General features: G+C 68.0%; 27 protein-coding genes. 11 read left to right on the top strand and 16 right to left on the bottom strand.

Going from position 1 to position 20,467, the window contains the following annotated elements; translation table 11 throughout:
• Window positions 1–21: 21 nt before the first annotated feature.
• Both AC5FRV_RS15745 and AC5FRV_RS15740 read left to right on the top strand, forming a co-directional pair.
• On the top strand, window positions 22–867 hold the full coding sequence (locus AC5FRV_RS15745) for a YqcI/YcgG family protein (protein ID WP_493562040.1): 846 nt from the start codon (window positions 22–24) through the stop codon (window positions 865–867).
• Window positions 864–1,439 (top strand): cysteine hydrolase family protein, encoded by a 576-nt coding sequence (locus AC5FRV_RS15740; RefSeq protein WP_493562039.1) that lies wholly within the window; start codon window positions 864–866, stop codon window positions 1,437–1,439. Before AC5FRV_RS15745 ends, AC5FRV_RS15740 begins: the two co-directional genes overlap by 4 nt.
• 15 nt (window positions 1,440–1,454) lie before the next feature.
• Here the strand turns inward: AC5FRV_RS15740 and AC5FRV_RS15735 are convergent, their stop codons facing one another.
• On the bottom strand, window positions 1,455–1,904 hold the full coding sequence (locus AC5FRV_RS15735) for a pyridoxamine 5'-phosphate oxidase family protein (RefSeq protein WP_493562038.1): 450 nt from the start codon (window positions 1,902–1,904) through the stop codon (window positions 1,455–1,457).
• Between the two features lie 34 nt (window positions 1,905–1,938).
• Window positions 1,939–2,400, bottom strand: coding sequence for a DUF2267 domain-containing protein (locus AC5FRV_RS15730; RefSeq protein WP_493562037.1), 462 nt, complete (start codon window positions 2,398–2,400; stop codon window positions 1,939–1,941).
• 135 nt (window positions 2,401–2,535) lie between these two features.
• Here AC5FRV_RS15730 and AC5FRV_RS15725 point away from each other — a divergent pair, with 135 nt between their 5' ends.
• Entirely contained in the window at window positions 2,536–3,432 is an 897-nt protein-coding gene (locus AC5FRV_RS15725; protein ID WP_493562036.1) for a universal stress protein, read from the top strand.
• Between the two features lie 27 nt (window positions 3,433–3,459).
• On the opposite strand, the gene AC5FRV_RS15720 is transcribed toward AC5FRV_RS15725, so the two are convergent.
• Window positions 3,460–4,164, bottom strand: coding sequence for a DUF2238 domain-containing protein (locus tag AC5FRV_RS15720; RefSeq protein WP_493562035.1), 705 nt, complete (start codon window positions 4,162–4,164; stop codon window positions 3,460–3,462).
• 215 nt (window positions 4,165–4,379) lie between these two features.
• Entirely contained in the window at window positions 4,380–5,597 is a 1,218-nt protein-coding gene (locus tag AC5FRV_RS15715) for a CBS domain-containing protein (protein ID WP_493562034.1), read from the bottom strand.
• A 219-nt stretch (window positions 5,598–5,816) separates the two neighbouring features.
• On the opposite strand from AC5FRV_RS15715, the gene AC5FRV_RS15710 reads away from it, so the two are divergent.
• Window positions 5,817–6,236, top strand: coding sequence for a universal stress protein (locus AC5FRV_RS15710; protein ID WP_493562033.1), 420 nt, complete (start codon window positions 5,817–5,819; stop codon window positions 6,234–6,236).
• Window positions 6,237–6,294: 58 nt separating this feature from the next.
• Here the strand turns inward: AC5FRV_RS15710 and AC5FRV_RS15705 are convergent, their stop codons facing one another.
• Complete coding sequence (locus AC5FRV_RS15705; protein WP_493562032.1) at window positions 6,295–7,167, bottom strand: universal stress protein; 873 nt, start codon at window positions 7,165–7,167, stop codon at window positions 6,295–6,297.
• A gap of 159 nt (window positions 7,168–7,326) precedes the next feature.
• On the opposite strand from AC5FRV_RS15705, the gene AC5FRV_RS15700 reads away from it, so the two are divergent.
• Window positions 7,327–7,617 (top strand): DUF211 domain-containing protein, encoded by a 291-nt coding sequence (locus tag AC5FRV_RS15700; RefSeq protein ID WP_493562031.1) that lies wholly within the window; start codon window positions 7,327–7,329, stop codon window positions 7,615–7,617.
• A 5-nt stretch (window positions 7,618–7,622) separates the two neighbouring features.
• A complete protein-coding gene (locus tag AC5FRV_RS15695) occupies window positions 7,623–8,204 on the top strand; it encodes a VIT1/CCC1 transporter family protein (RefSeq protein ID WP_089818416.1) in 582 nt (193 codons plus the stop codon).
• Window positions 8,205–8,219: 15 nt separating this feature from the next.
• Here the strand turns inward: AC5FRV_RS15695 and AC5FRV_RS15690 are convergent, their stop codons facing one another.
• The 4 genes from AC5FRV_RS15690 to AC5FRV_RS15675 form a co-directional block, all read right to left on the bottom strand.
• The gene (locus AC5FRV_RS15690) at window positions 8,220–8,666 is read right to left on the bottom strand and encodes a pyridoxamine 5'-phosphate oxidase family protein (protein ID WP_493562030.1); all 447 of its coding nucleotides are present in this window, start codon (window positions 8,664–8,666) and stop codon (window positions 8,220–8,222) included.
• A gap of 67 nt (window positions 8,667–8,733) precedes the next feature.
• Entirely contained in the window at window positions 8,734–9,633 is a 900-nt protein-coding gene (locus tag AC5FRV_RS15685; RefSeq protein ID WP_493562029.1) for a universal stress protein, read from the bottom strand.
• 151 nt (window positions 9,634–9,784) lie between these two features.
• Window positions 9,785–10,213: a universal stress protein gene (locus tag AC5FRV_RS15680; RefSeq protein ID WP_493562028.1), complete on the bottom strand. Its 429-nt coding sequence runs from the start codon at window positions 10,211–10,213 to the stop codon at window positions 9,785–9,787.
• 144 nt (window positions 10,214–10,357) lie between these two features.
• Entirely contained in the window at window positions 10,358–11,611 is a 1,254-nt protein-coding gene (locus AC5FRV_RS15675; protein ID WP_493562027.1) for an MgtC/SapB family protein, read from the bottom strand.
• Window positions 11,612–11,882: 271 nt separating this feature from the next.
• Here AC5FRV_RS15675 and AC5FRV_RS15670 point away from each other — a divergent pair, with 271 nt between their 5' ends.
• From AC5FRV_RS15670 to AC5FRV_RS15650, 5 genes are all read left to right on the top strand, one after another.
• A complete protein-coding gene (locus AC5FRV_RS15670; protein WP_493562026.1) occupies window positions 11,883–12,605 on the top strand; it encodes a TVP38/TMEM64 family protein in 723 nt (240 codons plus the stop codon).
• Window positions 12,606–12,704: 99 nt separating this feature from the next.
• Complete coding sequence (locus tag AC5FRV_RS15665; protein WP_493562025.1) at window positions 12,705–13,463, top strand: glucose 1-dehydrogenase; 759 nt, start codon at window positions 12,705–12,707, stop codon at window positions 13,461–13,463.
• Between the two features lie 225 nt (window positions 13,464–13,688).
• On the top strand, window positions 13,689–14,123 hold the full coding sequence (locus AC5FRV_RS15660) for a universal stress protein (protein WP_493562024.1): 435 nt from the start codon (window positions 13,689–13,691) through the stop codon (window positions 14,121–14,123).
• A 218-nt stretch (window positions 14,124–14,341) separates the two neighbouring features.
• The gene (locus AC5FRV_RS15655; protein ID WP_493562023.1) at window positions 14,342–14,764 is read left to right on the top strand and encodes a DUF302 domain-containing protein; all 423 of its coding nucleotides are present in this window, start codon (window positions 14,342–14,344) and stop codon (window positions 14,762–14,764) included.
• A gap of 3 nt (window positions 14,765–14,767) precedes the next feature.
• Entirely contained in the window at window positions 14,768–15,127 is a 360-nt protein-coding gene (locus AC5FRV_RS15650) for an SHOCT domain-containing protein (RefSeq protein WP_493562022.1), read from the top strand.
• Window positions 15,128–15,157: 30 nt separating this feature from the next.
• Here AC5FRV_RS15650 and AC5FRV_RS15645 read toward each other — a convergent pair whose 3' ends face one another.
• The 7 genes from AC5FRV_RS15645 to AC5FRV_RS15615 all read right to left on the bottom strand — a co-directional run bounded on the left by AC5FRV_RS15645 (window position 15,158) and on the right by AC5FRV_RS15615 (window position 20,441).
• Window positions 15,158–15,586, bottom strand: a complete 429-nt coding sequence (locus tag AC5FRV_RS15645) for a DUF7968 family protein (protein ID WP_493562021.1) — start codon at window positions 15,584–15,586, stop codon at window positions 15,158–15,160.
• Window positions 15,586–16,632 (bottom strand): NAD(P)/FAD-dependent oxidoreductase, encoded by a 1,047-nt coding sequence (locus tag AC5FRV_RS15640; RefSeq protein WP_493562020.1) that lies wholly within the window; start codon window positions 16,630–16,632, stop codon window positions 15,586–15,588. The genes AC5FRV_RS15645 and AC5FRV_RS15640 overlap by 1 nt, the downstream gene beginning before the upstream one ends.
• Window positions 16,633–16,992 carry a thioredoxin gene (trxA, locus tag AC5FRV_RS15635; protein WP_493562019.1) on the bottom strand — a complete coding sequence of 120 codons (360 nt, stop codon included), beginning with the start codon at window positions 16,990–16,992 and terminating at the stop codon, window positions 16,633–16,635.
• A gap of 97 nt (window positions 16,993–17,089) precedes the next feature.
• Window positions 17,090–17,326 carry a hypothetical protein gene (locus AC5FRV_RS15630; protein WP_493562018.1) on the bottom strand — a complete coding sequence of 79 codons (237 nt, stop codon included), beginning with the start codon at window positions 17,324–17,326 and terminating at the stop codon, window positions 17,090–17,092.
• Complete coding sequence (gene cydB, locus AC5FRV_RS15625; RefSeq protein ID WP_493562017.1) at window positions 17,326–18,327, bottom strand: cytochrome d ubiquinol oxidase subunit II; 1,002 nt, start codon at window positions 18,325–18,327, stop codon at window positions 17,326–17,328. The genes AC5FRV_RS15630 and cydB overlap by 1 nt, the downstream gene beginning before the upstream one ends.
• A complete protein-coding gene (locus tag AC5FRV_RS15620) occupies window positions 18,320–19,741 on the bottom strand; it encodes a cytochrome ubiquinol oxidase subunit I (RefSeq protein WP_493562016.1) in 1,422 nt (473 codons plus the stop codon). Before AC5FRV_RS15620 ends, cydB begins: the two co-directional genes overlap by 8 nt.
• Before the next feature lie 298 nt (window positions 19,742–20,039).
• Window positions 20,040–20,441, bottom strand: coding sequence for a helix-turn-helix domain-containing protein (locus AC5FRV_RS15615; protein ID WP_493562015.1), 402 nt, complete (start codon window positions 20,439–20,441; stop codon window positions 20,040–20,042).
• Window positions 20,442–20,467 lie beyond the last annotated feature (26 nt).

The following is a 20,467-nucleotide window of genomic DNA, read 5'->3' as shown; positions in this document are numbered from 1 at the left end:
CGGAGCCGTACACCGTACCCAATGACGAACCGTGTCGTCGGTGGCCTCCAGGACCAGGCGACCGTCGAGCAGCGCGTCGAGAGCGGGGCGGCGCCCGACTGGGTCGCCGCCCACTGGCACTCGTTCCGCGAGCGGCTCGTGGGCGACAGCGACGGCGCGCCCTTCCCGTGTTTCTTCGGGGCCGAGTCGGTCGCCAACGGCGACCCGCTGTACACCGCCGTGCCGTCGATGACCAGCCGCGACGCGCTGCTGGACCTGGGCCGGACGCTCCTCGAGTACCTCGATACCTACCAGGACCACAGCGACCGCGCGTCGCTGGTCGCCTTCTTCAGGCCGCCCGAACGCGACCGCTCCGAGCGCGACTATCACGAGGGGCTCTGGCACATTCTCCAGTTTCTCCACGTGCACGACCCGGAGCCGTGGCCCGAGGACATCCCGACCGACCCGGACGACCCGTACTGGGAGTTCTCCTTCGGCGGCGAACCGATGTTTCCGACCTGTCGCGCGCCGTTCTACGACCAGCGGCTGAGCCGGCACTGTCCCGTTGGCCTGGAGGTCACGTTCCAGCCCCGGGCCCTGTTCGAGTCCCTGGACGTGACGGGGGACACGGAGTGGGGACAGCAGGCCAGGGGGATCATCCAGGACCGCCTCGAGGAGTACGACGGCGTCTGTCCCCACGCCGACCTGGGCGACTGGGGCGTCGAGGGTGACCGGGAATGGCGCCAGTACATGCTGTCGAGCGACGACGCGCAGGCGCCGGACCGCTGTCCGATCAAGGTCACGCGCGAGCATCCGAAGGCGACAGCGCTGTGTGAGGGCGGCGGCGAGGCGGACGCCGGCCGGTCGTCACCGGGGACGGTTCGATGACGGTCGACCTGCCCGCCGACCCGGTGCTCGTCCTCGTCGACTTCCAGCAAGGGTTCGACGACCCGCAGTGGGGCACCCGAAACAATCCGGACGCCGAAACCGAGGCGGCTCGATTGCTCTCGGCCTGGCGGGAAGGCGGCCTCCCGGTCGTCCACGTCCGACACGACTCCACGGAGGCGTCGTCGCCACTCAGGCGGGGAACCCCCGGCTTCGCGTACAAATCGGGACTCGAACCGCGAGATGGCGAAGCGGAGTTCGTCAAGCGAGTCAACGGCGCGTTCGTCGACACCGAACTCGAGTCCTGGCTCCGTGACCGGGCGTACGAGACCCTCGTCGTCTGCGGGCTGACGACCGACCACTGCGTGTCGACGACGGCGCGCATGGCCGAGAATCGTGGCTTCGACGTCCGGCTGGTCCGGGACGCCACCGCGACGTTCGACCGGACGCTCGACGGGGAGTCGTTCGACCCGGAGACGGTCCACCGAACTGCCCTCGCCCACCTGGAGGGGGAGTTCGCGACCGTCGTCCGTCGCGAGGGGATTATCGACGCGACACCGGCTTCGGGGGAGTGACGCCCTCCGAACCAGTCACTCCTCGGATTTGACCGCTTTTCTCCCCGTCAGTTTGTCCGGAACGAGACGGAACTGCCGGAAGGTCACGTCGTCGGACGAGCTCTCGAAGATATCGACCAGTGGGATGTCCACGCCCCACCGTTCCGCCATCGCAGCCGAGTCGGACGGCACGTCCGAAAGGTCTTCCAGTTCGCCGGTCGCGACGACACTTCGCCATCTGTCCCCCTGCTCGCCGTGTGAGACGAACGAGACGGGACTGTCGAGCAGCCCTCTCTTTTGCCTGCTCGACGGCTCCACGAGTCGGAAGTGGAAGTGTCCCGACTCGGCGTCGTATCCGTACGAGACCGGTCGCGAGTACGGCGGGTCCCCGTCGCGCGCCGAGAAGGAGAGGACACCGGTCCCGCCGTTCCCGAGAAAGTCGTGGATCTCTTCGTCGGCCATCTGTAGCCATCGGAGTTCGTTCATGAATTGACGTGTCGAGTCCGTACACTCCTCATCGTTACTCGTTCCCGGGCTGTGGCCCGCCGCCGGTCTGGGCTTCCTGAGCCTCGCCCCAGCCGCCGGCGTCGACGACCGCGAACAGTTTCCCCCAGTTCTCGTCGTCTTCACTCTCGGGTAACTGGTCGCGAAGCTGCTGCAGGTCCGACGGTGGGACGAGAGTGGTCACGAGGTCAACGATGACCTGGGCGTGGTAGGCGGCCTCGGACCGGTCGATCCCCTCGACGTCGGCGACCCGTTCGACGAAGGTAGACCAGTCGAAGCGCTGGCCGTGGTCGTGGACCGCACCGGTCGGGTACCACTTGATCTCCATGGGGAGCGACGCGGCGAGGTCCTCGGCGTTTCCCTCGGGGATGCGCCGGCCCAGATTCGACAGCGTCGCCCGGATCGCCCGCACTGCTTCGCCAGTCTCCGCAAGTTCGAGGCGGTGCTGTACCTGCCCTGTGAATTCGTCGAAGTTCATGCCGGTTCTGGCTTCGCATCGCAGGATTGTCAATCAACTTGCCAGTTCCCAACGGCCGAGAAGCGGCGTCGCGCCCGGCTGGTCAGAAGCGCAGGCCGATTTATCTGGCGATGGTTCCTACACGGAGATACGACCATGATCGACACCGTTCTCGTCCCGACGGACGGCAGCGACCACGCGGTTCGCGCCGCCGAACACGGGGCCGCCATCGCCGAGGCGTTCGACGCGACCCTGCACGTGATATCCGTCGTCGACACCCGCGCTGCGGCCGGCCCGTTCGACGCCGGTGGCCTCCGGGAGGAGTTCGTCGAGCGCCTCGAAGCGGACGCCGAGGACAGTATCGACGCCGCTGTGGACGCCGTCGACGGGTCGAACAAACTTCAGACCGCCGTTCGAAAGGGCGACCCCGTCGACGAGATTCTCGACTACGCGGGCGATCACGGGATCGACCTGATCGCGATGGGGACCCACGGCCGGACCGGCGTGGAACGGTACGTGATGGGGAGCGTGACCGAACAGGTCGTCCGGCGGGCACCGGTGCCGGTGCTCACCGTCCGGGCGACCGAATCGAGTCGGCACGTCGGCGCGTACGACGAAATTATGGTCCCGACCGACGGCAGCGAGTCCGCCGACGTCGTGGTCGAGCCCGCGCTCGAACTCGCGGCGCGATTCGACGCCCGCGTCCACGCGGTCCACGTCCTGAACGTCGGCGACGCCGACGTCGGCGTCGAACACCCGGAGTCGGCCGCGTTGCTCGACCGCCTCAGGTCTCACGGAGAGCGCGCGGTCGAGGGAGTCGCGGGTCGGGCCCGGGAGGCGGGCGTGGACGTCGTCACGACCGTCGACGGCGGGTACCCGGCAGCCAGTATCCTCGAGTACGCCGACGCGAACGACGTCGACTGCATCGCCATGGGGACGGCAGGTCGCACCGGGATCAACCGGTTCCTCCTCGGGAGCACCACCGAGCGGGTCATCAGGCACGCTGACGTCCCCGTCCTGGCAGTCAACGCGCGAGACGACGGCGAGGACTGACCGCGCCGACGACGGCGGGTGCACGCGCTACTCACGACGGACCGAACTCCGTTCGACGTATACGGCCATCGCCAGCGACCCGAGAACGATCACGACGCCGCCCCCGACCAGCAGCCACGTCGTCACGCGCACCGACTGGGCGGCGACCGGGACGAAGGCGCGCACGTCGAAGCCGACGACCAGGAGCGCGCCCACGACGTCGAAGACGAGGTCGAGCGCCGTGTCGCGCCAGCCGTAGTGGACCAGCACTGGCTCGACGTCGTAGCGCCGCCCGACGTCGCGCGCGATCAGTTCGATCAGTTCCCAGAAGACGCCCGCTGCGAGCGTGAGCACGACGGTCAGCACGGCGAGCCCCCCGAACGAGTCGTCGAGGACGGCCACACGGGGTGCGACGACGATCAGGCCGGCGTAGGCGAGCGCCGCGACGAGCGCCGCAGAGACGGTGTGCGTGACCGAGTCCCACCACTCGACCGTGTCGTACGGTCCGAGCATCCCGAACGAGTGGATCAGTCCCGCCGCGGCGATCCACAGCGAGAGTTCGGGACCGACGGTGACGCTCCGCCCGGAGAGAAGCGGCGCGACGAGTTCCAGGGCTGCGGGAACGAGCGAGGCGGCCAGGGAGACGGTCCCGTTCACGGCGGCGGCGAAGTCCCGTCGTCGGAGCGACTCCAGCAGCAGGAGGACGATTCCGGCCTGGAGCACGACGGTGCCGGCCGTCACGAGTTGCGCCATCAGTTCGTGCTCCCCTGGCAGTGGCTGTCAGGTAGTCGTTTCCGTTCGCCGCTACTTCGTCGATTCACTGGCGTTTGGGCCTTCGATGCGTGCCGAAACGGTACGTTCGATAGGTGCCGGAACGGGACGCTGTCGGGGTGTCGCGTCAGCACACCCCGTCAGCGCTTCGGCGGCACGTCAGCACGTCGCTGACGCGTCAGCGTTTCGGCGGCACGTCACTCCTGGAGCATCCAGCCGAAGCGCTTCTCCCAGAACTCCTCGTCCGGGTGCTTCTTGGTGCGACCGTACGTCTTCTCCTCACGGATCTGGCGCTCCAGGACGTCACGCGCCTCCTTGATGGCCTGACTCGCGCCGTATCCCTCCCCGGACGCGACGTACAGCCCCCGGTCGGTGTGCAGGCGGATCCGGGCGAGCAGGAGTGGCGTCCCGCGCTGTTTCTCGTCGTGCTCGTGGAGGTGGAGCTTCGTCTCCAGGACGTTCATCTCCCGGTCCTTCGCGTCGAGGCCGTCGACCATCGACACGATCTCGTCGTAGCTCATGTCGTCGACGAGGTCGGCGCCGTACACCTGGACGCCGCGGTTGCCCTCGGCCTCCCAGGTGAGCGCGTCCAGGACGTCCGTCTTCGTGACGATGGCGAAGGGGCGTCCGTCGTCCGTGACGACCAACGACGAGCCGCCGACGTCGAACATCTCGTCGACGGCCACGTCGAGCGTCGCGTCCGGGCGGATCGAGCGGACCGGCGACACCATGACGTCTCTGACCGGGAGGTCCAGCAGGCGGGCGAGTTCTCCCTCGCGCGCGCCGAACCCGCCGCCCCGGGCGCGCCCGGAGCTCGCGGAGACGTCGCCGCCGAACGAATCGGTCCCCCCGGCGTTGCCGCCCTGGCTCCGGTCCGTCGACCGGACCGTGACGTCGGTGACGTCGTAGAGGCTCAGGATACCGACGGCGTCGTCGTCCTCGACGACCGGGAGGTGCGTGATGTGGTTCTCCCTGAAGACGTGGAGGGCCTCCCCCACGGTCGACGCCGGTTCGACCGTAACGAGGTCGGTCGTACAGGCCTCCTCGACCGTCGCCGCGTCGAGGAAGGGTCTGACTTTCCGGAGGATGGCGTCCACCGTGACGACGCCGACCAACTCGCGGCCCTCGAAGACGGGCAGGAGTTGCGAGTCGCTGTCGATCATGAGCCGCGCCACTTTGCGGACGTCTTCACTGGGATCGAGCCTGGGGACGTGCCAGACCAGCGATCCGAGCTTCTCGTCGGGTGGGTGGTGCGACGTCGCGAGCTGTCGCCTGGTGACGACGCCCTCGAACTCGTCGCCGTGGACCACGACGCCCCTGACGGCGGGGTCCTCGAACGTCCCCGCGAGCTTCGAGACGGGCGTCTCCGGGCTGAACTCGACGTATTCCTCCGAGATGATGTCGGTGATATCCATGGGTTTGAGAGCCGGGTGGCCGCGCTTCGGTACCGCGGAACTGCGCAGCCAACGTATCAGAGTTGGTCGTGGAATTCCAAGTACTCTCGGTCCATTCTCACGCTGTGGAAACCGACCCCAGTCGTCTCGGCCCGGGGACCGTGGGTCGGGACGGACCGCCGGAGAGATTCGCCGGAAAGCCACGGTTCGTTGATATAGTTGGAAGTCCAACACGTCTGCATGTACGATACTGTACTGGTAGCCACGGACGGCAGCGGGTCCGCGAACCGTGCGGTCACCCACGCCCTCGAACAGGCCGAACAGCACGGCGCGACACTGCACGCGATCTACGTCGTCGACACCGACCGCTACGCCGAGCCCGGGCTGAGTAGCATCGAACTGGAGACGGCCGGGGTCGAAGACTGGGGGAACGAACAGCTCAACGAGGTATCGGAGCGGGGCGATTCCCTCGGTATCGACGTCGTCACCCGGTGCTGTCACGGGAAGCCGAACGTGGAGATCGTCAGCTACGCGGACGAGATAGACGCCGACCTCGTCGTGGTCGGCTACCAGGGCCACTCCCACACGAAGACCGGCCTGATCGGGAGCGTCACCGACCGGGTCGTCCAGAACGCGGGTCGACCGGTGCAGGTCGTCTGACGGCCGGTGCGATTCCGGAGACCGCGACGGCCGGCGGCGGCGTCGTCTGCGACGGGAGTCAGTCGGCCTCGCGCTCCCGGATCGAGAGAACGGGAACGTCCGAAAGCCGAACGACCCGTTCGGTGACGCTCCCGAGGAGATAGCGGTCCAGCCCCGTCCGGCCGTGAGTCCCCATCACGACGCAGTCCACGTCGGATTCCTCGGCGTACTCCGCGATCGCCCGGTACGGGATGCCGCTGAGTACTGCCCCCTCGATCGCCGTCACGTCGGCGGCCTTCGCACGGGTGCGAACGTCGTCGAGGGCCTGCTCCCCGATCTCCTCGAGCGCGTCCAGTACCATCGCGACGTTGGCCCCGCCCCAGACGGCGCCGCTGTCGACGACGTTGATAACGTGCAGGGTCGCGCCCGTCGACCGCGCCAGGTCGATCGCGTGGTCCGCCGCGGCGGCGGCACAGGAACTGCCGTCCGTCGGGACGAGGACGTCGTCGAACGACGGATCGACGACCGTGTCCTCGTGGACGGTCATCACTGGTATCGAGGACTGGCGCAGCGTCAGCTCCGCGACGCTTCCCAGGACGAAGCGGTCGAGCCCGGTCCGGCCGTGGGTCCCCATCACGATGCACTCGACGTCGTGGTCCGCGGCGTACCGGAGGATCGTCTGGTGGACGGTCTCGCGTTCCTGGAGGGTCGCCGTCCGCGTTTCGACGCCGGCGTCGGCCGCCATCTCCGCGACGGTCGCGGTCGCCTCGTCACCGTCCTCGACTGCGTCCGTCGGTGGGGCGTCGCCGGCACCGACTGGACGCTCGGTGGGTTCGCGAACGTGGAGCACGTGGAGTTCGGCGTCGACCCGACGTGCGAGCGCGACCGCGGTCTCTCCCGCAGCGTCCGCGACGGTGCTGCCGTCCGTTGGAACGAGCAGTCGGTCGTACATGGCTATCCTGGTCGTGACAACGAGCGCCAATGTTGTAAACCCGGGTGCCGGCCCCAGGTGCCAGCTTCTCGATTGCGCGCGCCTGGCCCGGAACTCGTCGTCCCAGTTCGGTCACAGATCCCGGGGACAGTTTAGTGGGAGACGGGCGAACGGTCCCGTATGGCACCCGTTCGCCGCCTCGTCGTCGACGTGCTGAAGCCCCACGACCCGTCGCTGGTCGCGTTCACCGAGCAGGTCAGCGAAACGGACAGCGTGGCGGCCGTGACCAGTTCGCTCATCGAACTCGACCAGGAGGTCCAGAACGTGAAACTCACCTTCGAGGGGGAATCGCTCGACGTCGACGCCGTCGAAGCGGCCGTCGAGGAACTGGGCGGCACCGTCCACTCCGTCGACCAGGTCGCCTGCGGCGAGCACGTCGTCCGGGACCACCCGACGCTCCAGGACCCCTGATACCCGTGGCGTCACCGCTCTCGGAGCTCCGTCGGCTGCTCGGCGACGAGGACGTCAGGTCGATTTCGCGGCGATACTTCGTCTCGAACGGGTTCGACGGCACGCTCACCTGCATCGGCGTCGTCGTCGGCGCCGTCCTCTCTGGCATCCCGGACGGGTTCACTGTCGTCAAGATCGGCCTCGGCGCGGCGGTCGGTCTGGGGACCTCGGCGGTGTGGAGCGTCTGGGAGATCGAACGCGCCGAGACGCGCGCGGAGATCCTGCGCCTCGAACGGGCGATGCTGACCGACCTCGACGACACGCGCGTCCAGCGCGACCAGCAGGGAGCCCGGCTCGTCCACGCCACGATGAGCGGGCTCGGGCCGCTCATCGGCGTCCTCGTCCCGCTGATCCCCTTCCTGTTCGAAGCGACCGTCCTCACGATGGTCGAGGCCGCCCTGATCTCGGTCGCACTCGGCATCTCGATACTCGGCGCTTTCGGCGCCTACATGGGCTCTATCTCCGGTCAGCGCTGGTACGTCGCGGCGGGTCGGATGGCGCTCGCGGGGCTCGTCGTCGCCGTCATCAACGTCTTCCTACCCGGGTGAGGCCGGACTGTCGAGTTAACTGTCCGTCTTCGATTCGACCCTGGCCGTCAACTCGTCGGGGACGAGCCGGTAGAAATCGAACTCGACCTCCCGGAGCGGGCGGTGGAACACGTCGACGAGGGGGATGTCGACCCGGTCGAGCCCCGCGAGCGTCTCGGTGGCGATGCCCTCACTCTCGACGTCCTCCAGCCGGCCGCGCGCGACGACGCTGCGCCACCCATCGGTCTCGCCGGTGGTCACGAACGAGACGGGACGGTCGTCGAGTTCCCCCTTCGATCCGTCCGCGCCCGTCGCCAGCCGGAAGTAGAACGTCGCTTCGGTCGCGTCGTAGCCGTACGACACCGGCACGGAGTGTGGTGGGTCGTCTGCCGCCGACGACAGGGAGATGACGCCGGTGCCACCGGTGCCGAGGAACTTCTCGCGCTCCGGGTCGTCCATCTCGACAGGGCTGTCAGCGCTCATGCTAGAGACAACGGCCAGACAGATGTTAAGTCCGTGGTCGGCCGTCGCCAGTCGGCCGTCGGTCGCGTTACTCGTCCGGCGACTGCTCGTCCGCGGAGACGGAGAGGACGGGCATCTCCGCGCGCGAGATCAACTTCTCGGTCGTGCTCCCGAGGAGGACCCGGTCGAGTCCGGTCCGTCCCGCGGTCCCCATCGCGACGAGGTCGATCTCGTGGTCGTCCGCGTACGCCAGGAGAGTACGCGCCGGGAATCCCTCGCGAACCGTCGTCGTCACGTCGACGCCCGCGTCGTTCGCGCGGGTCGTGACGGCGTCGACCGCCTCCTCGCCCGCCGTCCTGAGTTGCTCGACCAGCGTCGTCGGGGGCGTGACGCGCGGCGTCGTCGACGCGGCACCGACGTCGACGACGTGGACCGCGTGGATCCGGGCGTCGAACAGCTTCGCGATGGCGATCGCGTGGTCGGCGGCGGCGAGCGCGTGGTCGCTCCCGTCGACCGGGACGAGCACGTCGTCGTATCCGTCGTCGACGCGGCTTCGCTCGGTCTTCCTGACCGTCAGCACCGGCACGTCAGAGCGGCGGACGACGCGTTCGGCGACGCTCCCGGCGATGTACCGCCGTATCCCGGACCGGCCGTGGGTCCCCATCGCGATCAGGTCGATCTCGTGGTCGCCCGCGTAGTCGAGGATCGCGTCGGACGGCGTGCCCCTGACGACGTCGGTCTGGACGTCGTCCGCCTCGTCGAGCACGGCGTCGAGTGACCGGATCGTCTCCTCGCCCCTGTCTTCGAGGCGCTCGACGAACTCCTTGTCGAGGCCCCCGGCGCTGAACGGGCCGGCCGCCTCGGCGACGTTTATCACGGTGACGACGTGCAGTTCCGCGTCGAAGGCCCGCGAGAGCGCGAGCGCGTGTGCTGCCGCGCGGGCGGCGTGTTCGCTACCGTCGGTCGGAACGAGGATGCGCTCGTACATGGAACGGTCTCGTGTGAAACGTGGGAGAGCGACGGTATAGTTCTGTTTACGGGCCGCTACGGTCCGACAGACCCGACAGACCCGACAGACCCGACAGACCCGGCCCGTCTCCCGTCGTCGTGACCGGGTTCCCTCGTCGGCATAGAACCGCTCACTTGACGACCGTCACCGGAACGGGGGCGCGGCGGGTCACCGTCTCCGCGACGCTGCCCAGGAACGCCCGTCCGATCCCCTTCCGCCCGTGGCTGCCCATGACCACCTGGTCGACGTCGTGGTCCGACACGTAGTCGAGTATCTCGCGTGCCGGCTGGCCGACGACCGTAATCGTCGTGAGTTCGACGTCGTGGGACCCGGCCAGCTGCTCGGCTGCCCCGTGGATCTCGCTGGCTCGCTCCTGGGCGTCGTCGTACCAGCCCTCGGCCACCGGCAGGCCACCCGTTTCGACGTCGTAGACGGAGCTCACCGGGTCGATGACGTAGATCGTGGTGACGGACGCGTCCGAAAACTGTTCGATCGTGTGTTCGAGCGCGCGCTCGGAGAGCGGCGACCCGTCGTAAGGGACGAGGATGCGGCGCGTCATCGGTTCACCGTTTGGGGCCCCGCAAGAATGAACGTGGTGCACGCGACGGTGCGCGCTGCCTGGCGGTGGACGTGCGTGCCACCGCCCGTCAGTCCGAGGGTCGTGATTCGGTGTCAGTCAGCGAGTGTCGGGATTCGGTACCAGTTAGACCGCCAGCACGACCAGACCGGTCACGACGACGACGCCCAGCACGACGGCGACCAGCCGCCCCAGTCGAGAGCTACCGAGGACCCACGCCAGGCCGGCCTTGACCAGCGTGTTCGCGATGGCCGCGATGACTATCCCAGTGGTCGCGACGTCCGTCGAGACCGTCCCCTCGGCCGCGAGCCTGCTCAGCGTGATAGTCATCGCGTCGACGTCCGCGAGTCCCGAGAGGAACGCGGTCGCGTACAGGCCCGACGTCCCGAGCCACTCGTTCGCGTACTCGGAGACGAGCAGGACGACCGCGAATATCAGGCCGAACGCGAGCGCCGGCCGCAACCGGAACGGGTTCTCGAGCGCCTCCGGTTCGACGCTCTCCTCGGCGGCCGTCCGCCAGTACAGCACGCCGGCGGCGGCGACGCCGACGGCAGTCATCCCCAGCAGCGGCGGCGCCGCGCTCGCCAGCAGGTCGGGGTTGACGACCGCGACTTCGATGAGCGCGCGCGGAAACATGATGATAGATGCGACGACGACGGCGAAGGCACAGACGTGATATAGCGTCTCGTTCGCGACGGACTTCTCGGCCATCGAGACGGTGGTGGCGGTCGAGGAGACGAACCCGCCGACGATGCCGGTCAGCGCGATGCTCTGTTCGGGACCGAGGAACTGTCCGAGCAGGTACGCGACGAAGCCCAGTCCGGTGACGAAGACGACCATGAGCCAGACGAATCGGGGATTGAGTCCGAGGAGGACGTCCATCGAGCGGTCCGGGAGCGACGGGAGCACGACCAGCACGACGAGGATGAACTTCGCGGACGCGCGGCGCTCGGTCTCGTCGATCCGGTCGGCGAACTCGTGGATGGGGTCCTTGACCGAGAGGAGGACCGTCACCACACCGCCGACGACGACGGCGACCGTGGCCCCGACCGGCGAGTGCATCGCCACGGCGCCCAGGACCGTGGTGAGGAGGGCAGCCAGCAGCGTCGTCAGGCCGATGTCACGCTGGTACCAGACTTTCGCGACGTAGGCCGCCGTCAGCGGCACGACGAGGACGCCGAGGGCGACCGGGAGCGCCGCCGGGAAAAAGAGCGCGACGAGCGCGCCGTAGAGCGCGAACAGCGGGAAGGTACGGCTCCCCGCGAACGTCCCGGCCGACTCGCTCTGTTCCCGCTCCAGCCCGATCAGCGCACCGATTCCGAACGCGACGAGCAGGTGCAGGAGGACGTCGACGAGCGGGTCGGTCGCTGGATCGAGCATGGTGAAGAGAGTAGAGTGACGTGGAGTTGTCGGCAGGCCCAGTGCTGCGGGGGCGGCGACTCGCGGGGATTACGAAGGTCCGGCGCAGGTCAACCGTCCGTCCATGGAAATGCCTACGAGAGATGGCCTGATAAGTGGTAATGAGCGTTCTCGGCCACGGAGATCCACTGGGGAGGCGCTTCGGCCTGACGCGCCGGAATGGCGCCGAGACGGTACCGGAGAACCCCGCACTGCTATACAGCGCGGCCACGTCACGTCGGTAGACAGATCGATGGATCTCGGCCTCGAACAGGTACAGTCGCTCGTCGGTAACGTTCGGCTGTTCAGGTCGTCCCGTACCCGGCGCCGGTTCCTGGTCCACGCCGCGATTGCGCTCGCCGTCCTCGCCGCGACCGTCTTGCTCGTCCGTCGGTACGTGCCGATCCTGACGGACGCGAGCGCGCTCAGGACGGTGATACGTGGGTTCGGCGCCCTGGGGCCGCTGGTGCTAGTGCTGCTGCAGGCGGTACAGGTCGTCGCCGCACCGATTCCCGGCCAGGTCCTGGGTCTCGTCGCCGGATACCTGTACGGCGCGTGGTGGGGGACGCTGTACAACCTGGTCGGGATCACGCTCGGCAGCACGGCCGCGTTCTGGTTCTCGCGTCGCTACGGTCGCCCGTACGTCGAGCGCATCGTCCACCCGGACACGCTCGACAGGTTCGACGCCATCGACGACGACCGGACCCGGGCGGCGCTGTTCGTCTTCTTCCTCCTCCCCGGGTTGCCCGACGACGCGCTCTGTTTCGTCGGCGGCCTCACCAGGCTCCCGCTCTGGCAACTCGTGGTGATCGCGGCCGTCGGCCGGGCGCCCGCGTTCTTCCTCGTCAACGTCGTCGGCGAGTTCCTGGGCGCCGGGCGTCTCGCGGCCGGTCTCGCAGTGGCAGCGCTCGTCGTCTCGGTCTCGCTGGTCGCCTACCGCTATCACCGGGACATCCTCGCGTACTTCGAATCCTGACCGGCTCACCCGTCCAATCGGGGAAGCGAAAGCGACCGGGATTTCCCCGTTCGTGAGAATCTCCCATAGATAGTTTACGCTACGGAGACATTTCGAAGCATGGCGTACGATTTCGAAGCGCAGACCGCGATTGTCACCGGCGCCGCGTCGGGCATCGGCCGAGCAACCGCCGAACAGTTCGCGGCGGGCGGCGCGAACGTCGTCGTCACCGACGTCGACACCGAGGGCGGCGCAGAGACCGTCGAACGGATCGAGGCTGCGGGCGGGACGGCCACCTTCGTCGAGACGGACGTGAGCGACGCCGACGACGTCGAGGCGATGGTGCAGGAAGCGGTCGCCGCGTACGGCGGCGTGGACGTCGCCGTCAACAACGCGGGGATCGAGGGCGAGACCGAGCCGCTGGCCGACCTGTCCGAAGACGCCTTTGACCGCGTCCTCGACGTCAACCTGAAAGGCCTCTGGCTGTGCATGAAGCACGAACTCCCGGAACTGGTGGCCGGCGACGGCGGTGCCATAGTGAACGTCTCGTCGATCGCGGGGCTCGTCTCCGCGGGGGGCGCGCCGTACGTCGCCAGCAAGCACGGCGTGATCGGGCTCACGCGCGTCGCCGCGACGCAGTACGCGGGCGACGACGTCCGCGTCAACGCGGTCTGTCCGGGCGTCATCGACACGCCGATGGTCGACCGCGCGGGCGAGGCCGACCCCGAGTCCATCGACCAGTTCGTCGGGATGCAACCGCTCGGCCGCAAGGGGACCCCCGAGGAGGTGGCCAGCGCCATCGTCTGGCTCTGCTCCGGGGAGGCGTCGTTCGTCACCGGGAACGCCTACCCCGTCGACGGCGGCTACCTGGCCCAGTGAGGCGCCCGTCTCCACCGCCGTCTTCGCCGGTTCCAGGCGGTGGAAACTACCTGAACTGTTGTTGGAGTGATAGTATTTGGGAGCAGCGGTTCAACCACCTGTATGGCACACAGCCCAGGGACGCCGTCTCCGCGGGTGGAAGACGCCGTCGAGTGGCGTCGAGTAGCCCGCGAATCGACCGGCGGATCGAATCCCGGAGTTAGCGTTCGAGGGGCCTGATCACGGATGACACAGACGATTCTCGTCCCGATGGACTACTCGGAGCTGTCGAAAGAGGCGCTGCGGACGACGCTCTCGCTGCACCCCGACGCCGAGGTGGTCGTCCTGCACGTCCTCGACTGGCACGCGAGCGACATGGGCCCGGGCGGGTGGGGGTCGACGCCCCACGACTGGGACGACTGGCTCGAAGAGGCCCACGAGCACGCGGACGGACTCTTCGAGGAAGCCCGGGACATCGCGGCGGAGTACGACGTCGAGATAACCACCGAGACGACGGTCGGTGAAGACGCCCAGAGCATCGTGTCCTACGCCGAAGACCACGACGTCGATCTCGTCGTCATGGGAAGCCACGGCCGGTCGGTACCCGCCAGAATCCTCCTCGGCAGCGTCGCCGAAACCGTCGTTCGACGGGCTCCGGTCCCCGTGCTCGTCGTTCGGTAGTCGGTTCGTCCGGTAGTCGGTTCGACCGGTAGTCGGTTCGTCCGGTAATCGGTTCGTCCGGTAGTCGATCCGACCCGGTCGGTGCGAGAGACGACAGCTATCGTCCCGGTGGAGAACCGTAGCGGACGGAGCCCGTGGAACCCGCTCAGCGGGCAGGGCTCTCGGAAGCCGCCCGTGGGTCCACAACAGTAATGATCGGGGCGTCCGAAATGTGCAGTATGGGATATACAACACAACAGCGTGTCGCAGGCTCGTTCGACGACGTCGTCGACGCGACGGTCGACGCCCTCGGGGACGAGGGGTTCGGCGTCCTCTGTGATATCGACGTGCAGGCGACGTTCGCGGAGAAACTCGACGAGGAGTTCCGCCAGTACCGCATCCTCGGCGCGTGCAACCCCGGCCTCGCCCGCGAAGGATTAGACGACGAGATCGAACTCGGTGCGCTGCTGCCGTGTAACGTGATCGTCTACGAAGACGAGGGCGAAGACGGCGCAGTCACCGTGAGCGCCGTCGATCCGGCACAGCTGGTCGGAATCGCCGACAATCCCGCGCTCGACTCCATCGCGACCGACGTCAGTGGTCGGTTCGAGCGCGTACTTGATGCGATCGACGACGAATTCGAATCCCCGGCGGAGGCCTGAGGGATGTCCTCAGCGACCGAACTCGACGCGACGACGGCCGTGCTCCTCGTCGTCGGAGCGGTCGTCGCGCTCCCGATGATCGTGATGGCACTCGGATTCGGCGGCATGATGGGGTACGGCGGGATGATGGGTGGCGGAGCGATGGGCGGCGGGAGTGGATGGTGGCCGCTGTTCGGCATGCTCGTGCCACTGCTCTTCCTCCTGGTTCTCCTCGGCGGGGGCTACGTCCTCGCCCGGCGCCTGGCCGGTGACCGAACGTCCACGGATCCCGCTCTGGAAGAACTCCGCGTCGCGTACGCTCGCGGGGAACTCACCGACGAAGAGTTCGAGACTCGCCGCGAACGACTCGAACGGTCGGAGTAATTTCGAAGAAGTCGGCCGGTCCGACGCCGCTCACAGGTCCATCTCGGCTGCCCGCCCGTCACCGGCCTCGACGACGTCCTTCCGGGCGACGACCTCGATGGTCGTGTCGGCCCCGATGGCCGTCCCGCCGTCGACCGCTTCGACGCGGAGGATCACGTCTTCCGGGCTCGCACAGCCGCAGTTGACGAACTCCGCCCACTCGTCGCCGACCGCGGCCGGGCCGGCGTGGGCGTAGCGCAGGTATCGAAGATAGGTCGGGTCGGTCATGCCGTCCCGGAGCCAGGCGCTGTCGGCGATCCACCAGCTGTCGTTCTCGTCGGGGTCCGCCTCCGGCGCCCGAAACGAGACGACGACGCGGTCGGCCTGGTCCTCGACCGTCGACGGGTCGATCCGGTCCTCGGGTCGTTGGTCGGCCCTGTCGTCGGTACCGTCGTCGGTAGCGCTGGTGGCCGACGGCATCAGTCGTCGGCCTCCGAGACGGCCGTGGCGGCAGTGGTCGTCGCCGCGGCGTCGGGCGCGGATTCGAAGTACTCCTCGGCGTCGAGGGCAGCCATGCTCCCCATCCCGGCGGCGGTGACCGCCTGCTGGTACTCGGTGTCCATCACGTCGCCCGCGGCGAAGACGCCGTCGGCCGCCGTGGCCGTCGTCGCCCACGCCTCGTCGGAGTCGAGCGTCTCGACGTAGCCGTCGTCGTCCAGTTCGACCGGCGTGTCACGGAGGAAGCCGGTGTTGGGCTCGTGGCCGATGGCGTAGAACACGCCGCCGACGTCGACCTCGCGGACGGTGACGTCCTCGTCGCCCGACTCGTACCGGTCCACCGGATAGCCGTTCGGGTGGGAGACCAGCGTCGCGCCGGTGACGCCCTCCGACTGGGACCCGTCGATGGACAGGAGTTCCGTGTTCCAGGCGAATTCGACGTCGTCGTTCTCGCGGGCGCGCTCGGCCATGATCTCCGAGGCCCGGAGCTCGTCGCGACGGTGGACGACGGTCACGCTGTCGGCGAACTTCGCGAGGAAGGTCGCTTCCTCCATCGCGCTGTCGCCGCCCCCGACGACGAGGACGTCGTCGCCGCGGTGGAACGCGCCGTCGCAGGTCGCACACGTCGAGAGGCCGTAGCCCATCAGGTCGTCCTCGCCGTCGGCGCCGACCCAGCGCGCGCTCGCGCCGGTGGCGACGATCAGCGAACGGGTCCGCAGCGTCTCGCCGTTCGACAGCGAGAGCTCGATCGGTCGCCCGTCGACGTCGGCCGACTCGATGGCCCCGTGCTGGAACTCGGCGCCGAACGCCTCGGCCTGTTCTTTCCCGCGCTGGATCAGCTCCATGCCGCCGACGCCCTCGGGGAAGCCGAGGTAGTTCTCGACGTCGGTCGTGAGCGTCAGCTGGCCGCCGGGCTCGTCGCCCTCGAGGACGAGGGGGTCGAGGTCGGCGCGGGCGGCGTAGACGGCCGCCGAGAGGCCGGCGACGCCCGATCCAGCGATCACGAGGTCGCGTGTGTCCCGATCCATTTACTCGGTGTAGTTTTCGATCATCGCACGGAGCTGGTCTTCGCCCTGGAGGCCGACGATCTCCTCGACCTGCTCGCCGTCGGCGAAGAGGACGAGCGTCGGGACGCCCCGGACGCCATAGGCGGAGGCGAGTCGCTGGTTGGCGTCGACGTCCACCTTCGCGACCGTCGCGTCCGTCTCGGCGGCGAGTTTCTCGACGACGGGCTCGATCATCTGGCACGGCCCACACCAGTCGGCGTAGAAGTCCGCGAGGACGACCTCCCCGGTGTCGACGAGTTCGTCGAGCTGGGACTGGCCGTCGACGTGGACCGGTTCGTCTGTGGTGCCCGCACTTGCCTCGGTTGCGTTCTCTACTGTCATCACTCTACGTTAGGGGCCAGTAGTAGTTAAGGGTTTTGGGCAATCCGTGCAATACTGTTTGTCAGCCGGTCCGTGCCACTGGGGGCAGACGATCGGGTCACTGAGACCGGTCTTCGGGCGTCCCCGACCGCTCCGTGCGCTGGGTTCCGTCGACGCGGGCGGCCACCAGCCGGTCGACGTTGTAGAGGAGGACGCCGACCGAGAGCAGCGTCGTCGCGAGATAGACGATGAAGCCGGGCGGGCCACCGAGCGTCGTCCCGACCAGCCCACCGACCGTCCCGACGACCGTCAACTCGATCCACGTGACGAGTACCCGGGAGAGCAACCCGGTCATCAGTAGGACTCCTCCGGGTCCACGGGACCGCTGAACGCCGAGTAGAGGACGACGAAGTACCCGAATACCAGCGGGAGCAGGACGAGGGCGCCGACGGACAGTATCTGTAACGACAGGGGCGAGACGATGCCCTCCTGGATGGTCAGCCCGGTCGCCCGGTCCACGTACGGGAAGGAGAGTGCCGCGACGAGGGCGACGAGGCCGTAGACGAGCCCGCCCGTCGCCGCGAACGCGAGGTAGTGGCGGTCCCGCTCCAGGGCGACGGCGTACCCGACGGCGAACAGGACCGTCAGGGCGACCAGGGCGAGCGCGAGCGGTGACGTGAGTTCGGGCCGGACGGCGGGTGTGGTCGCGTAGATGACGCCGAGCGACGCCACCGCGAGCGCGACGTACGCGATCACGGCCCGTCGCCCGCTCCGTCGGAGGTCGGCCCGCAGGTCGCCCCTGGTCTTCAGTCGGAGGAACGCCACGCCGTCGACGACCGTCAGGGCGACGACGGCGAGTCCCACGACGACCCCCGGGAGCGTCAGCGTCCGCGTGGCCCCGAGCACCCAGTTCGCCGTGAACAGGCCCAGCAGGAAGGGAGCGGCCACGCTCCCGACCACGAAGGCGCGACCCCACCACCGTTGCCAGGCCTCGTCGTGGCGTTGCTCGTACAGTTCCGGGGCCAGCCCACGCAGGATGAGTGCCCCGAGGATGGCGAACATCAGCAGGTAGTGCCGGCTGAACAGCGCCGCGTAGACCCGGGGGAACGCGGCGAACAGCGCGCCGCCGAAGACCACCAGCCACACCTCGTTCCCGTCCCAGAACGGCCCGATGCTCGCGATCAGTTGCTCCCGTTCGCCGTCGTCCGCGCGCGTCGCGAACAGCGCGCCGACGCCGAAGTCGAACCCGTCCAGCAGCAGGAACGTCGCGAGGATGAAGAACACGAGCCCGAACCAGATCTCCGGGAGCGGCAGGGCCGCGAGCGTGTCGGCCAGCAGGGGTCGGAACTCAGTCATCGGCGGTCCCCTCCGCCGGCGTCGCCGGGGCGGCCTCGCTCGTTCGCAGTTCCGCCCGCTTCGGTGGGCCGGCGCGGATGATCCGGGCGATCACGTAGGTGTACAGGGAGAGCAAGCCGAGGTAGACCACCGCGAACCCGGCGAGCGTCAGGGTCGCCTCACCTCCCGTCAACCCGGGGGAGACGCCGTCGGCCGTGCGGAGGACGTCCTGGATGACCCACGGCTGGCGACCGACCTCGGTGACGATCCAGCCCAGTTCCACGGCGAGGATGCCCAGAAGTGACGACAGCATCAGCGCCTTGTGGAGGAGGTCGTCCTCGTAGAGTTCACCACGCCACCAGCGATAGACGCCCCAGAACCCCAGCAGGATGAACCAGAACCCCAGCGCCACCATTATCCGGAACGACCAGAACACGATGGCGACCGGGGGCGCGTCGTCGTACTCGTTCAGTCCCGTGATGGTCGCCCCGGGGTCGCCACCGCTGGCCAGCCACGAGGCACCGCCGGGGATGCCGATGCCGAACAGTTCCTTGGCCTGCGGGTCGGTCAGGTCGCCCAGGTTCGTCGGGAAAGCGACGATGTACTCGGGGACGTACGAGTCCGTCTCCCAGACCGCCTCCATCGCAGCGAACTTCTGGGGCTGGGTCTCGTAGACGTGGCGGGCGTACAGGTCGCCGTGGACCGCCTGGAGCGGCGCTGTGATCACGAGCGCGATCAGGGCGATCTTCAGGGTCGTCTCCCAGAACGAGACGCCCTCCACCGGGTATCCCCAGACGTGGTGGCGGAACACGTAGTAGGCGGCGACGCCCGCCATGAACAGCGCGACCGAGAGGACGGCGGCGTTCTGCATGTGGACGAACATGTACGGGAACCGCGGGTTCAGGTACGCCGCCGCCGGGTCGGTGAGCGTGACGATCTCCCGGCCGCCACGCTCGACGAGTTCGTAGCCCCGCGGCGTCTGCATCCACGAGTTGGCGACGAGGATCCACACCGCCGAGAGCCACGTCCCCAGCCCGACCGCCACGGAGGATATGAAGTAGAGAGCGTCGCTCACGCGTTCCCGCCCGAAGACGAACACGCCGAGGAACGTCGCCTCCAGCATGAACGCCATCATCCCTTCCAGCGCGAGCGGCCCGCCGAACAGTTCCCCCGCGACCGCCGAGAACGCCGCGAAGTTCGTCCCGAACTCGAACTCGAGGACGATGCCGGTCACCGTCCCCACGACGAAGGAGACGGCGAACACCTTCGTCCAGAACCGCCGGAGCTGTTCGTACACCGGCGGCCCTCCACGGACCTCCCGCCACGTGAAGTACACGAGAAACGGCGCGAGCCCCATACTCATCACAGGGAAGATGATGTGGACGATCGTGGTCAGTGCGAACTGGAGTCGACTCGCGATTACTGGGTCGATCATGGCTGGGGAAGTCAGGACGAACGTTCGAACCGGCGGACTCGATCGGTAGTTTTTACGGCACCCCCATAGGTAACCCGCCGCGACGAATCCCGGGAAGTAAGATCAGCCGAACACGTTTTATTCCTTGAAGTCAATCGGGGTCGTTGGCCCCGTTCGTCGTCACCGCTGCCGGTCACCTCTTGAGGCTCACGACGGCATCGCTGCCTCACTGGAATGTCTCTGTCGCGATATCGCGCTGGTTGCGAAAAGTAACGCCGTCGACGCGCGGCGGATCAGGGGCCGACCGGGTGGCGGAGCCTCACCCTTCGACGGTCGCAGTCGCCTCGGCCTGGTCGTACTTGTCCTCGAACTCCTGGATGAGCTGGCCCATCTTGGCGTACCAGTCGTTGAGCATCCGCTGCATGTCGTCGGCGATGTTCGAGGGGTCGGTCGGGAGGTAGACGTGGTAGTAGCCGCCCTGTTCGTAGTTGATCTGTTCTTTCTGGATGAACCCCGTCTGGAGCAGGCGCTGGACGGCGCGGTAGGCCGTCGACCGTTCGCGATCGACCGCTTCGGCGATTTCGTCGACCGTAAGCGGTTCCTCGGAGCCGACGAGCGCCTGGAAGCACTCCCTGTCGAGCTGCTTGAGCCCGTGGAAACACTCGAGGAGTCCCTCGCATTCCATATCCTGCTGGAGTTGTTCCGACATCGAATCTGACATCTGTATCGAACCTAGGTAGCCGGTAT

The sequence above is a fragment of the Halomicrobium sp. HArcel3 genome, from assembly GCF_058933135.1.
This window is presented reverse-complemented; position numbering and strand designations above follow the sequence as displayed.